At 59.4% G+C, this 14152-nt stretch carries 12 protein-coding genes; 10 read left to right on the top strand and 2 right to left on the bottom strand.

The genetic code is table 11. From position 1 onward, the window contains the following. The 3 genes from BA066_03900 to BA066_03890 all read left to right on the top strand — a co-directional run. A partial coding sequence (locus BA066_03900; GenBank protein ID RDD53548.1) for a hypothetical protein occupies window positions 1-1135 on the top strand: 1135 nt, incomplete at its 5' end. Then, on the top strand, window positions 1113-1892 hold the full coding sequence (locus BA066_03895) for an SDR family NAD(P)-dependent oxidoreductase (protein RDD53547.1): 780 nt from the start codon (window positions 1113-1115) through the stop codon (window positions 1890-1892). The genes BA066_03900 and BA066_03895, both read left to right, overlap by 23 nt. A gap of 9 nt (window positions 1893-1901) precedes the next feature. Further along, complete coding sequence (locus BA066_03890; GenBank protein RDD53546.1) at window positions 1902-2969, top strand: M42 family peptidase; 1068 nt, start codon at window positions 1902-1904, stop codon at window positions 2967-2969. 269 nt (window positions 2970-3238) lie between these two features. On the opposite strand, the gene BA066_03885 is transcribed toward BA066_03890, so the two are convergent. Beyond that, entirely contained in the window at window positions 3239-3568 is a 330-nt protein-coding gene (locus tag BA066_03885) for a hypothetical protein (GenBank protein RDD53545.1), read from the bottom strand. Between the two features lie 227 nt (window positions 3569-3795). Between BA066_03885 and BA066_03880 the strand changes: the two genes are divergently transcribed. The 4 genes from BA066_03880 to BA066_03865 all read left to right on the top strand — a co-directional run bounded on the left by BA066_03880 (window position 3796) and on the right by BA066_03865 (window position 9238). Next, entirely contained in the window at window positions 3796-5739 is a 1944-nt protein-coding gene (locus BA066_03880; GenBank protein RDD53544.1) for a formate dehydrogenase, read from the top strand. A 100-nt stretch (window positions 5740-5839) separates the two neighbouring features. Further along, the gene (locus BA066_03875; GenBank protein RDD53543.1) at window positions 5840-6493 is read left to right on the top strand and encodes a serpin family protein; all 654 of its coding nucleotides are present in this window, start codon (window positions 5840-5842) and stop codon (window positions 6491-6493) included. Window positions 6494-6532: 39 nt separating this feature from the next. Then, window positions 6533-7072, top strand: a complete 540-nt coding sequence (locus BA066_03870; GenBank protein RDD53542.1) for a serpin family protein — start codon at window positions 6533-6535, stop codon at window positions 7070-7072. A gap of 654 nt (window positions 7073-7726) precedes the next feature. Next, a complete protein-coding gene (locus BA066_03865) occupies window positions 7727-9238 on the top strand; it encodes a gamma-glutamyltransferase family protein (GenBank protein ID RDD53541.1) in 1512 nt (503 codons plus the stop codon). 445 nt (window positions 9239-9683) lie between these two features. On the opposite strand, the gene BA066_03860 is transcribed toward BA066_03865, so the two are convergent. Beyond that, window positions 9684-10916: a hypothetical protein gene (locus BA066_03860; protein ID RDD53540.1), complete on the bottom strand. Its 1233-nt coding sequence runs from the start codon at window positions 10914-10916 to the stop codon at window positions 9684-9686. A gap of 56 nt (window positions 10917-10972) precedes the next feature. Between BA066_03860 and BA066_03855 the strand changes: the two genes are divergently transcribed. The 3 genes from BA066_03855 to BA066_03845 all read left to right on the top strand — a co-directional run. Continuing rightward, on the top strand, window positions 10973-12271 hold the full coding sequence (locus BA066_03855; GenBank protein ID RDD53539.1) for an aspartate aminotransferase family protein: 1299 nt from the start codon (window positions 10973-10975) through the stop codon (window positions 12269-12271). An 85-nt stretch (window positions 12272-12356) separates the two neighbouring features. Continuing rightward, window positions 12357-13133 (top strand): GNAT family N-acetyltransferase, encoded by a 777-nt coding sequence (locus tag BA066_03850; protein RDD53538.1) that lies wholly within the window; start codon window positions 12357-12359, stop codon window positions 13131-13133. A 438-nt stretch (window positions 13134-13571) separates the two neighbouring features. Further along, on the top strand, window positions 13572-14152 hold a 581-nt coding region (locus tag BA066_03845), incomplete at its 3' end, for a peptidase T (protein ID RDD53537.1).

The raw sequence follows: 14152 nt of genomic DNA, 5'->3' as shown, positions 1-14152 counted from the left end.
CCTCAGGGTGACGAATGGTGAGGAGCTGTTCGTCCAGAGCGGGGGAACATTGTACGCGATCTCGAGAGACGGAGCCGTTAAGGTGGCGGATTGCGAGGGATGCACTTTCATCCCTCACTCTAGGGAGAGGTACGCCCTGCTGACGAGGGACGGGCTCCTGCTCAGGTTCGATGGGGAGGAGAGGAGGCTGAACCTGAGGCCCCAGGTCGCCAAGTGGTCTGAGGACGGGAGCTACCTTGTTGCCCTCTCCGGCAGCACTGTATCCCTCATCTCCAAGCAGGGGCTCCTCTGGAGCGTCAGCTTGAACACGCAGGTCTTCGATGTGGACCTCTCGGATAGCGTGGTTGTCGTCACGACGAAGAACTGCGAGATCTATGCCTACAGCATCAGGGGAGGAATGGCGTGGACCAACAGGCTTTGCAGCTGCTGCATACCCCTCAAGCTCGCCTCATCCAGGGAGCTGGTGGCGGTCGTGCTTCAGGGGAAGGAGATAGCTCTGCTGGATCCGGCCAGCGGGAGGGTGTTGCAGAGGCTCAACGTCTCAGCTTACTCCGCTCAAATGGGATCCGGCCTCCTGGCGGCCGTTGATTCCCAGGGAGTGGTCCACATATTCGCTGACTCAGGCGGGCTCAGGGTTGAGGGGAAGAGCCTCGGGGCGCTCCTCCTCTGGGACCTCCCCGAATGGCTCAGGGGGGAGCTGAGCTACGAGGCCGGCGATGAGGTGGGGAATGTGAGGATCTCCCGGGAGTCCTTCATCCCCCTCATGTCCCAGGGCAATCTGACCCTGGTGCTGAGGGATCGGAGCGGAGTGGAGGTCAGGAGGGATGTTTTCGTGAAGCCCCTCGAGGTTAAGCTGACACCGGATGGTCACGTCGAGGTCAGGGGTGATGGAGCTCTCTCGATCCGCTCCCAGGGGAGGATTCACGAGGGGACGAATGCGATCGTTGACACGGGCTTCCTCCCGGAATACACTGTGGAAATATTGAACTATGGAGTACCAGTAGGTAAATATTCCTGCTATAACTCCAGGTTCACGCTCGTGGCTGCCGCGATATCGGCAGCGCTCCTCCTCGCTGCGGTCAAGTTACTCTCGGGAGGGAGGCGAGCGACCCATGGAGCTGGGGATAAGGGGTAGGCTTGCGGTGGTGACGGGCGCTAGCTCCGGGATGGGGAGGGCCGCGGTGAGGTCCCTCCTCAATGAGGGGGCTAGGGTACTGATGGCCTCCAGGAACGAGGAGAGGCTGAGGAGCGCCGCGGAGGACCTCTCGAGGTGGGGGGAGGTCCACTTCCAAGCTGCCGACGTCACGAGGGCAGGGGATATAGAGGCCCTCTACGAGAGGGCTGAGGAGCTCGGAGGGGCGGATATACTCGTCGTGAGCTACGGAGGGCCTAGGATAGCGAGATTCAGTGAGCTAGAGGATGCGGACTGGTACGATGCCTTCGAGCTGCTCGTCATGAGCGTCGTCAGGCTGTCCAAACTCTTCGGATACGGGATGAAGGGGAGAGGATGGGGAAGGATTGTGATCGTGACCTCCACTGCGATAAAGGAGGTGAACATGAGCATACCCCTCTCCTCAGTGGTCAGGACATCCCTAGCCGGCCTGATAAAGGTACTCTCGAGGGAGCTCGCGCCGGAGGTGACGGTCAACGGGGTCATGCCGGGAAGGATAATGACGGAGCGCCAGAGGGAGCTCCTCATGATGAGGGCCAGGGAGAGGGGGATCAGCCTGGAGCAGGCTGAGAAGGAGGCATCATCGGAGATACCGGCCAGGAGGTTCGGCAGGCCGGAGGAGGTGGGTGATCTCATAGCCTTCCTCTGCAGCGAGAGGGCCGGCTACCTGACCGGCTCCCTGATACCGGTGGATGGAGGCCTCCTTTCCTGCACGCTGTGAGGTGGTGGGATGCCGGAGTGGATGGGTCTACTCGAGAGGCTATCGGTCGCAGCCGGTCCCCCCGGCTTCGAGGATGAGGTCCGGGATCTCCTGATGAATGAGCTCAAAAATAGTGTAGATCAGCTATTCACGGATCCCTTCGGGAATCTCTACGCGGTGAAGATGGGGAGGAGCGAGAGGAGGCTGATGATGGCCGCCCACATGGATGAGGTTGCCCTCATGGTCAGGTACTTGGAGCCCAACGGATTCATAAGGATCACGGAGCTGGGAGGGCTCAACCCGACCCAGCTCCTATCCCAGAGGGTGATCGTGCACGGGAGGAAAAAGCTCAGGGGAGTCATAGGGACGCTACCCGTCCACATGGGGAAGGAGGAATCCCCCAAGATGGAGGACCTCTACATAGACGTGGGGGCCGTCAGCAGGGAGCGACTGCAGGAACTGGGGGTCAGACCGGGGACCCCCGTGACATTCGACGCCCCCTTCATCATCCAGGAGGACACGGGGGTGGTGATAGGCAAGGCGCTTGACGACAGGCTGGGATGCCTCGTCCTGGCCGAGTCACTGAGGAGGGTGGATGATCCGGAAATGACCATCTACGGGGTGTTCACCTCCCAGGAGGAGAGGGGAATGAAGGGCGCGACCGTCGCCGTGAACAGGATCCAGCCTGACTTGGCCTTCGTCCTCGAGGGGACCATAGCGTCCGATGTACCGGGGGTTCCCGCTCATGAGCGCGTGACGGAGCTCGGCAGGGGGCCCGCCCTTAGGGTGATGGACAGGACGGTGATCGTCCAGAGGTGGCTCCTGGAGGAGATGATAGCTAGGGCTGAGGATCTAGGCATACCATATCAGCTTCAACTCTCCCCGGTGAGCGGAACGGATGCCGCAGCCATAAGCGTGGGCGGGAAGGGGACGCCAGTGGGGATAGTGTCGGTCCCCGCCAGGTACATTCACACCCCCTCCAGCCTCGCCCGGATGGATGATATAGAGAACACGGTGAGGCTGATGATGGATCTAGCCAGATCGCCACCGAGGCCCAGATATTGGGGAGCCTCCGGGACCCCAACTCCTCCCATCTAGGAATTGACCCGGATCGACGACCTCCCCCGGTATCATATTCCGGTCGAGCTCTGGATCCCAAGTCAGATCCGCTGAGCAGCTGGGGAGGACTTCCAGCTGACAGGGCCTTCCCCATCAACGAATCGGGGTGAGAATCATCAAGAAGTCCCTAAGGGTGGGGCTGCTGGGAGAGGGAAGGTCTCCCCAGGATGCAGAGAAGGGGAGGGATTGACCCAATTCCCCGGGAATCATACCATAATAATTTTTTTACCTGATCCCACGGACCATCCTCAGCTCCCTCGGTCCCGTGACACCTCATGCTGATACCGCGGGATGCCATCTCCTCGCCTCATTCCCGTCGCAAAAGAGCGATTCATCCCAAACTGGGGGATCCGATCCACGATCCGCTGCCGCTGACGCACCATCAGGTCGATGGATTCCTCACTCAGTCGCTCAATCAGCTTGAATCGACGGTCAGCCACCGAGCTAGCCTGTCTGAATGCCTGGAGGAGCTGATGGGCCCAGCCGTGTGATCCCAGGGGATCCGCGCGGCGGGGCATCACCACGCTCACCTTCCGATCCCCCTGGAGATGACCGGACCCCGGTGAGCTCCAGGGCATCGTTTTATCTTTCCCACCATAGCAATCGATGATGGACCGGAATCGGATCGCGGCCTGCCCTCTCGTGAATCGATGCGGGAGCGAGCTCGCTCCGGGAGGCCCCGTTGGGGGAGGTGGTGATCGGGGTGGCGGACGCCTCGCAAATCCTGTTCCTCCGGAGGGGATGTACCTCTACCTATCTCAGGGACACCGGTCGGCGCGGAGGGAAGCTCCGGGGAGGGTAGGGGATGACTTCTAGGATCGCATGCCAGAGGGACTGCCCGGACGGCTGCGTCCTGCTGCTGGAGGGAGCGGGCCCTGAGGCCAGGGTGAGGGGGGATCCCTCCCACCCGGTCACGAGGGGCTTCACCTGCATGAGGGCCCTGAGGTTTCCCCGCTACTACGCCAGCGGCAGGAGGGTCCTTTACCCTCATGTGAGGGAAGGCGATGCCTTCAGGCGCGTCAGCTGGGAGGAGGCCCTGGATCTCGTCGCCTCGAGGCTCAGGGAGGTCTTGGATGAGAGGGGACCAGAATCTGTTCTCTTCTTCAATTACGCCGGGAACTCGGGGCTGATCAGCTTCAACTACCCTCTCAGGCTCTGCCACGCTCTCGGCGCCACTAGGCTGGAGTACACAATATGTGATGAGGCCGGGGAGCTGGCCATCGAGCTCCACTATGGCATGAGGTACGGTGCCTTCCCCCAGGACATGGAGGGGGCTAAGCTCTTGGTCATCTGGGGGGCCAACCTGGCCTCATCGAGCGTCCACGCCTATCGCATTGCCTCTGACCTCCGGGCTAGAGGAGCACACATCTGGATCGTGGACCCCCGGAGGACCAAGACAACCCTCCTGGGTAAGCACGTGAGGCCCAGGCCCGGGACGGATGCTGTCCTGGCCGCGGGCATCTCATGGTATATAATAAATGAGCTGGGCGTCGACAGGGACTTCATCGACCGCTACACAAAGGGTTTCGAGGAATACGCAGAGCTGATCTCCAGGTTCAGGCCGGACCTCGTGGAGGAGGTGACTGGAGTTGACAGGGGAACCCTGAGGGAGCTGGCCGAGGACTACGTCACTCTCAGACCCAGCGTCACCTACATTGGCGTGGGGATGCAGAAGACCAGATGGGGTGCCGAGGCCGTCAGGGTGATAGCCCTGATCCCAGCTTTGGTCGGCGTGCACAGGGGCTTCTACTTCTGCAACTCCTGCAGGGACCTCGAAATCGCTTACCTCCAAGGCCGGCACCTCGGTGAGGCCAGGAGGGTCAACATGCTCGACGTCCCGAGGCTCCTGTCGGAGGGCAGGTTCGGCTTCTTCTACATCTACGGGTCCAATCCCGCAGTCACCCTTCCAAGGGCCGATCTCTTCAGGGAGGGTCTTTCGAGGGATGATGTTTTCGCCGTGGTGCACGAGGTCGTCTGGACAGAGACCGCTCAGCTCTCAGATGTAGTGCTTCCGGCCACAGGGATGTTCGAGCATGAGGAGGTCGTGGGCAGCTGGTGGCACCAGTACCTGGCCCACAGCCAGCCCGCTTGGCAGCCGATGGGCGAGAGCAGGCCAAACTGGTGGGTCATCCAGCAGCTCTCCAAGAGGCTCGGGCTCGGGCATGAAGCCCTGTATGAGGATCCGATGGAGGCCATGGACAGGGTGCTCAGGAGGAGCGAGATGACCGGTCATTCCGGACTGGAGGAGCTCCGGAGGAGGGGTTGGGTGGAGCTGAGGTACCCGCCCAAGGATGAGTACCAGACCCCCTCCGGCAGGATAGAGTTCTTCAGCTCTAGGGCCGAGGAGATCGGTCTCTCCCCCCTGCCCAAGATAGGCTGGGATCAGCAGAGGGGATTCATCCTAATAACAAGCTCCGTTCCGGAGCGCACCGCGACTCAGGACCTCCTGCCGGAGGACCTGGCCGAGCTGGACAGGATCCACATCAGTGAGGAGGATGCCAGGCAGATGGGCATCAGAGACGGGGATGTGATATTGATCTCAGGCGAGGGTGAGGCGTTGGCGCAGGTCGAGATAGATCACTCTCTACCTAGAGGTGTGCTTTGGGCTAGAAGAAATGCCAGGTTCATGAGAGGATTCGTTAACGATGTCCTGACCTGGGAGAAGCAGGAGATAGGGGGTGGGAACGCGATGAACAGCTCGATGGTTAAGATAGTGCCTTGGAAGGGAGGGGCCGTTGAGGGAGGATGATTGAGGCTCTTGCAGTCCCGCCTGGACCTCTCGGATTAGCTCCTGAGGATTTCGAAGCTAAAGATGGGATTTTTTTAAGAATGACAAGTCCCGAATCCGAGTGAGGTCCGGCCTGAGGGTGCCATCACTTATAGCTCTTACCATGCTCTCAGCTCTGATGATCCTCATGATGGGATTTGAGCCCCATTCGAGGGTCCCTGAGGATCTCAATAGGTCATCTATGGACCTCGTCAGCGTCAGGAAATCATTGAACGCCTTCGGCTTTGACCTATTCTCCAATCTGAACTGCTGGGATAGAAACACCGTATTCTCCCCCTTCAGCGTCTTCTCAGCTCTGGCCATGGCGTACGAGGGGGCGAGGGGTGCCACCGCCGATGAGATGGCCTCGGTCCTCCACATCCACGGAAAGAGCCCCGCCCGCGGGTACTCATCGATCCTGGAGGGGCTATCGGGCGTGAGGGGCCTGAAGGTCGCCAACGCCTTATGGGTTCAGAGGGGGTTTCCCCTCAGGGAGGAATTCCTGAGGTTGATCTCGGAACAATATTCCGGGAGGGCGGACAGCATCGATTTCGTAGGGGATCCTGAGGGATCGAGGAGGATCATAAATGAATTCATAAGGGAGGGGACGGAAGGGGAGATAGGGGATCTGCTTCCGGAGGGCGCGATAAACGAGCTCACGAGGCTGGTGATAACGAACGCGGTCCACTTCAAGGGAACTTGGAGGTACAGGTTCGACCCCTCCGAGACCTTCTAGGGGGAGTTCAGGACCCCTCAGGGTGGCGTCAGGGCCCAGATGATGAGGCTACTCCCCGAGGTCCCCTTCAACTACTCCGACACCGGGGAGTGCGAGGTTCTCGAGCTTCCCCACGAGGGGAGGACCTCCATGCTGATCTTCCTCCCCAAGGGGAATGGGAGGCCAGATATATCGCTGGAAGAAGCGGAGAGAGCGATGAAAAGCATGAGAGAGGTTAGGTTAGATGAGATAATCATCCCTAAGTTTGAGATAACCTCTGAATACGACCTGAACGGTTTGCTCATGGGAATGGGGAGTAGGAGCGCTTTCTCTCCGGATCGGGCCGACTTCTCCGGGATGTACAGGAGGGAAGAGGCGATCGGGAACCTGTACGTATCGCTCGTGAGGCACAAGGCCCGCATAGCGTTGGATGAGGAGGGGACGGAGGCGGCCGGCGCCACGGGAGTGGTCGTGGGCATAACGGCGGCGAGGGAGAGGAGGACCTTCGTGGCGGATCATCCGTTCGCATTCCTGATAGTGGATAGGGAGACCGGAACGATACTCTTCATGGGGAGCGTCGTGAATCCCGCATCCGGGTGAGGCTCCGGTCCCACTCTCCCCTTAATTTATTCACGGAATCTCCTTAGGATCGTTCTATGCGGTCTCTTCTCCCTTTCCCAACCGATCATCCCGCTCATCTCATGCGTTCGCGCCACGCATCCCCTCAGGATTGGATGGGGCTGGCCGAAGCTCGGAGGCTCTCACCCTTACGAGGTTGCCGTAATACTTGCCGGACTCTCGGGTAAGAAGCTGATGGATCATAGGTTCTCGGAGGTTCTAACCTGGATCAGCTCAGCATTGGAGCTGAAGATGGCGCCCCTCACGAGGATTACATCAGTGAGCTGATCCGGTGGAGGGCCATGGCATGGATGCGTTGCACCTCTCGGTGGCCTCAGGATGGGTGCCAGCGAGATCGCACCCAGCAACGACCTCGACAGGGGGTCTCTGAAAAGGTTCTGAATTTCGAAAAGGGGAGATTCAAGTAGGATCCCGCTGGAGTGCTTAAGTTCGACGGAACGCAGCTCCATTCCCCATAAAGAGCAGGGGAACTCGCAAAATGCGGGCTCCGTGCTCATCCCTCAGCATGCACGCGAGCGATAGCTCGATCCGGTGGGGCATCACCCCTTCGCGCGAGCCGGCCGTTGAGCGCCGGGGGATCAGGCTTATCATGAGCGGCGCAGTGGATCGCTGGGAGTGGAGGTGATGGGCATGAGGCATCCCTACATGACCTACGGCGGGCTGGTGGCCAGCGAGCACTATTTAGCCTCAACATTGGCTTCTGAGGTCCTCAGGGATGGAGGCAACGCAGTGGATGCATCTGTATCGGTTTCTCTCGCGCTCTCAGTCACCCTCCCCCATCTCAGCGGGCTGGGAGGTGACTTCTTCGCCCTGGTGAGGAGAGGGGACGAGGTGAGGTTCATAGACGGCTCCGGTCCCTCCCCCTCCGGGCTGACCAGGGAGGAGCTGCTGAGGAGGGGGTTCGAGGAGATGCCCGCGAGCGGACCGCTCTCGATGACGGTTCCGGGATATGTGGATGCCCTTCATCTTCTCTGGAGGAATTACGGCAGGATGGAATGGAGCGATCTAGTTCTCAGGGCCGCGAGTATTGCGAGAAGGGGTTTTCCAGTTTCTAGGAGCCTATCGAATGCTGTGAAGATTCACAGGAACTTCCTCTCTTCGGATTACGGTTCATCACGCACCTACCTCGGGGTGGGGGAATGGGGCTCGCTCCAGAGGTTCGAGGGCCTGGCCTCAGCACTGGAGAGGATAGCCGAGGATCCCAGGGACTTCTACGAGGGGGAGATAGCCTCCAGGATCGTGAGTTACATCAGGGAAAGGGGCGGGCTTCTCTCCCATGAGGATCTCTCCAGCTACCGAGCTTGTGAGGGTCATCCGATAAAGGCCGACATCTGGGGGTGCAGGGCTTACGAGATGCCCCCTCCTACTCAGGGGATCACGACGCTCCACATGATGATGCTGACCGAGGAGATAGGGGAGCCGAGCTCCCTCAGGAGGGTGGAGAGCCTCATCGAGATCTCCAGGAGGGCTTATGCCCTTAGGGATAGGTACATCACCGATCCGAGGTACATGACCGTGAGTCTGGGGGATCTCATGGACCCGTCCGTCCTCGAGGGGGAGGGGGGAACTGTAAGCTTCGGGGACGGAGACACGACCTTCTTCGCGGTTTTGGACTCAGAGGGCATGATAGTGGCCGGGATTCAGAGCATCTTCACGGCCTTCGGATCCGGACTCACCGAGCCAACTTACCAGGTGACCCTAAACTGCAGGGCCTCCAGCTTCTCCCTGAGGGAGGATCACGTGAATAGGCTGGAGCCAGGGAAGAGGACCCTTCATACATTATCAGCGCTCCTGCTCAACTGCAGCGGTGACTGGTACGTAATAGGGACATCAGGTGGGCACTTCAGACCCCAGATACACTGGTGGATCTCGACGAACCTTCTGAAGTATGGTATGAATTGCCAGGATGCCCTGGACTTTCCTAGGGCATACATCGATCCGTCAAGTGATACTTTGGTGGCCGAGGAGGGGATCGAGGTGGATGATAGCCTTAAGGTGAGGATAAAGCGTGAGAGATATCCTTCCAGGTTAGGAGTGGCGGCCCTGTCCATCCTGAGGAGGGACGGCCTCAGGGTGGGGTGCGTGGACGTGAGGGGCGATGGTGGGTGCTCGGGAACCGTCTTCTAGCCTCATGAGATCATTCAGATGCTCTCACCTCCATCCCCCAACCGGGATGTGGGCGGCCCACCCGGGCCACGAGACCTCTTGCTGGCTGGTGGAGGGGCGGAAGCTGAGCGTTGATGCTTGCCCCCGCGATGAGGTCAGCGGGATGAAAGGCATGAGAGGGCTCAGGGTGAGGACGCGCATGAGCCGGTTGGGAAGCGTATTGGGGGCTGCAGTAGCGCGTCGTTTTTGCCTGCTGGAACCTCACCAAGGCCCTATGGGGTGTTGGGGCGATGCTTCAAGTCCCGCAGGGCCGGCTCTTGATGCCCGTGCCTTTGGGCTCGGCAGGCATTCATGACTCCACCGCCTGAGTTGTGGGCTGGGTGGAAGTCCCAGAGGTGATCCTAAACAACCCTGAAGCATATGAAATTAACCTCTAGGGACAGAAGGTTGAAGAGTTTCTCGATTCCTATCCCGTGAGGAGGAGCATTGCGGCTATGATGACGGTGGACATGGTATCTGTGACGGTCGTCTCGAGGGGTATTATGAAGTTGTCAGGATTGAGCCCTCTCCTGAAGGTCAGGATGGATAGGGAGAAAGCGAAGATCATGACGATGGGGAGGAGGATGAAGTAGACGGACAGCGGTATAAGAAAGGACCTCCAGGAGCCGCCGATGATTAGGGCCATTGCGCTGTAGATCGCGAAGTAAGCGAGGCCTGCCCCTCCTATCTGAACGGCATCTTGGAGCTTGGACCTGAGCTCACCTATGTCCGGCCTCAGGAGGCCGGTGAAGAGGGCCGTTGTGGATGTCGAGCCGAATATCGCGGCGCAGTCCCCTATCGTGTCTATTATGGCCGGATATACTGTCAGCACTCCTGGTGCCTCCTCGATCACCTCCCTCACGGATGATAGGGAGAACCCGGAGATGCTGGAGATCGCTGTCACAGCGACTATCGTCAGGAAGGACTCCCTTAGGGTCCTCCTGAACTCCTCCTCCCTCCTGAACACCAATGCCAGGACCAGGGCTAGCACCACAGTGGAGGAGGCTATCAAGTATATCACCGCGGAGCCGGCCCCGCTGAAGGCCAGGCTCAGTGAGATAACGTATGAGATGGTCGCCCATATGTCAGCTACCGTGGAGGTAATGGGATAGAGGACAGCATCCGGGTCCAAGCCCCTCTTGAAGGACTCGTGACCCACGAGGGATGTCGCTGGGACTATCAGCATCATCGCTATAGTCTGCGAGGATATCGCTGTCGATAGTATGAGGGGGAGCTCGCTTGGGTCGGGGCCCGTGGAGGCGTAAGCCAGTAGCCCCATGATGAGGCTCATCAGGAGGGAGAGGACAGTCATTGAGGCGATTATTGAGTAATAGTAAACAGTGTTCCTCCTGAAACTGGGCTTTATTGTCCCCAGATGGAGGCCCGTGCTTATCCTGGCCGCCTCTATCCCGTTCAGGGCCCCCCTACCGGTCAGGACTATCGGGTAGATGGCTATGCACCAGGGCTCCCTCAGGGTGAGGCTCGAGAAGCTCTCCAGTATTCCTCCGGCTATCAGGCCACCCAGGTCGAAGCTCAGGGAGATCAGTGAGTCTCTGAGTAGCTGGAACCTCTTCCGATCGATGGGAGGGGAGTTGGCATCGTTGCGCATCGGTACCACCTTCCATGACCGGCACCCCCGACCCAGGGGCTTCGGGCTCATTATAACCGTTGCCCGCGGATGGGTAAGGTTATATTGTTAGGCCTCCGGGTGCATGGATGCCGCAGGATGACATGCTCAGGAGGCTGAATTCATCCCTAATGACCAACCTCTTCAGGACCCACGGTTTGGTCGTAAGGAGGGCCAAGGGTGTCTACGTCGAGGACGTGGATGGTAAGAGGTACATGGACTTCATGACGGTCATAACGACGGCCTATCTCGGCCACAACCCGGATTACCTCGTTGAGGCCATAAAGAGCGCGGCCGAGAACATCATAGCCGGGGGCTCCTACGTCTACTACTCAGAGTACCTCCTCAGAGCGGTCGAGAGGCTCCTCTCTCTCTTCCCCAAGGAGCTCAACAGGGTGGCCTTCAAGCCCGGGGGTGGTGAGGCGGTCGAGCTCGCCCTGAAGATCGCAAGGAAGTACACGAAGAGGCAGGAGATACTGGTCACGATGGGATCTTACCACGGCAGGACCACGGGATCCCTGACCTTCCACGGATCAAGGAGGAGGGAGTTCGGACCCCTGCCACCGGGCTTCACTTACGTCCCTTATCCCTACTGCTACAGGTGTCCCGTCAGGGCTCATGACTGCGAGGAGTGCTCTGAATCGCTGCTTCAGCTGATAGAAAACTACCTGAAGTTCTCAGGTAACAGGGATTACGCTGGCATGATAATAGAGCCGATTCAGGGTGTCGGGGGGATAGTCTACCCACCGGACCCCTTCTTCCCGAAGCTCGCATCCCTCCTGAGGGAGAACGGCTCGCTACTGATATTCGACGAGATACAGACGGGGATGGGAAGGACCGGGACGACCTGGAGGTTCGAGGCCCTGGATGTGGTCCCGGACGTCGTCGTGGTGGCCAAGGGAATGACAGGCGGTCTCCCGCTGGCGGCAGTCGTCACCAGGGAGGAGCTGGCCGGTGCCATGGAGCCTGGGGATGAGCACTCAACGTACGCGGCCCCTCCACTGGTCATGGCGGCCGCAGAGGCCACGCTCTCGCACTTCGCGGAGAATAGGGAGAGCATACTCAGGAACGTGAGGGAGACCGGTGAGTACGCGATGAGGCTTCTGGAGGAGCTGAAGGGGAGGAGGAAGCTGATAGGGGATGTCAGGGGTAAGGGTCTGATGATAGGTATAGAGCTGGTCAAGGACAGGGAGACGAAGAGACCGGCCAGGGAGGAGACAGCTCAGCTCTGCTTCGATAAGGCCCTGAGGAGGGGTTTGCTCCTGGCCACCAGCGGCTGGTACGGCAACGTGGTGAGGTTCGCCCCGCCCCTCACGGTGAGCAAGGAGGAGATAGAGAGGGCTGTGGGCATAGTAGATGAGAGCCTGAAGGAGATAGAGGGTTCCTGAGGATCCAAATCCCAGCACATCATTTTTTATTTCCATAGGCCTGAAAAGGTAGCTTCACGCTCCCCCGAGCGTGCGGTGAGTTGGGATGATAAGGAGGGCCCGATTGAGCGATTTCGAGTCTATAGAAGAGATTGGGAGGATGACATGGGGAGGGCGCGATTACCTCCCCAGCGTTTTTCATGAGTGGCTCGAGGATGGGGACTTCTTCGTCCTGGAGGTGGATGGGATCGCTGTGGCCACGGCCAAGCTGACCCTGCTCCCCTGCGGGGTGGGATGGATGGAGGGCCTGAGGGTTCACCCTTCCCACAGGGGGAGGGGGTATGCGAGCAAGCTACACGATTTCCTTATCTCTTACGGTGAGGAGCTACACAGGATTGGAAAGATCAGCAGTCTTATGTACGCAACTGATTCTAGGAACGAGGCCAGCATACATCTGGGCCTCAAGAGCGGGTTCAGGGTGGTTAAGAGGTTCTACCACCTGTTTAGGGAGGCCGGCGGCTATGCCGAGGTCAGGGAGGCGGAGCCCCTGCTCCCTGATCTGGACCTCATCCCGGTGAGCTGGAGGTTCATAAGGAGGTGCGAAGAGTCCCTGGAATGGCTTAGGGGGAGGGTGAGGGCATTCAGGATGAATGAGGGTGGCTTCTTCGTCCCGAGGGAGGCAAACATATTCACCCCATCCGATTACTCGAGGACTGAGGATCTCCTGGAGGGCATGGGATCCGTCGCCGCTGGGCTGGGCAGGAGGCTGGGCATCATGATCCCCGAGGACCTGCCCGATCTGGTGGGCAGGCTGAGGGGGAGGGGCTTCTCCCAGCGGGAGGGTGATGGACCGGATGTCCTGGTCTTCGAGCTCAAGCTTTAGCGTAAGGATGTAACGATGAGCCCCTTTCCTCCGCTCCTCGACATCATGCCACTTTAGGGCCCCATGCGACGAACAGCTCCCGTGTCAAGTCGCTGCGTTCATATCCACGGCCTCGCATGCCTTTCGGCGGATCTGGGAAATCAGGGGCCTTAGTTTCACGCTTCATCATCCTAGAGCCCTTCGGCATCGGCAGTGCTCAGATAGATGGACTCATCCTCACTCCCTCAGCTCTCGCCCTCTTCACGGAGCTCAGCGATCTCCCATCCCCAGCCTCGTGAAGGTCGGCAGCTCCTCGTCATGATGACACCAAAGTAGATAAATCTCAGGGCGAATCAATGTGATGGCTTCAGATAGTCAGGAACATTACTATAAATGCCTCCCGCGTGAAGTTAAACCTGAAGACATTCATTTAAAAAGGATTTCTTTTCACTTAAATAGGTGAGGCGCGTGGAACCGGCCATCATAGTCCACGGTGGAGCTTGGGCGATCCCGGACGAGGAGGTGGAGGCCCACCTCAACGGTGTGAGGAGGGCCGCTGAGCTCGGATGGAGGATCCTGAAGGAGACCGATAATTCCCTTGATGCCGTCGAGAGGGCCGTGATGCTGATGGAGGACGACCCGACTTTCGACGCTGGCGTCGGCTCCTTCCTGAATGAGGAGGGCGGGATCGATCTTGACGCCTCCATAATGGAGGGCTCCGACCTGAGGGCCGGGGCCGTGGCGTCCGTCAACAGGGTGAGGAACCCGGTGAGGCTGGCCAGGCTGATAATGGAGAGGACGGATCACATCCTCTTCGTCGGAGAGGGGGCCCACAGGCTTGCCTCGAGCTTCGGCCTCGAGCTGATAGATCCCAGCGAGCTGGTCGTTGAGAGGGAGAGGAGGAGATGGGAGGAGTTCAGGTCGAAGGGGATCACCCCCAGGAAGGCTTTCGAGAAGGACTCGACGGTCGGGGCCGTGGCAGTTGACTCCAAGGGCAGGTTCGCGGCGGCCCTCTCGACTGGGGGATCGCCTCACAGGAT

The organism is Candidatus Korarchaeota archaeon NZ13-K (genome assembly GCA_003344655.1).
Taxonomy (GTDB): Archaea; Korarchaeota; Korarchaeia; order Korarchaeales; family Korarchaeaceae; genus Korarchaeum.
The sequence above is the reverse complement of the archived record's forward strand: the minus strand, read 5'-3'. Positions and strand labels throughout refer to the sequence as shown.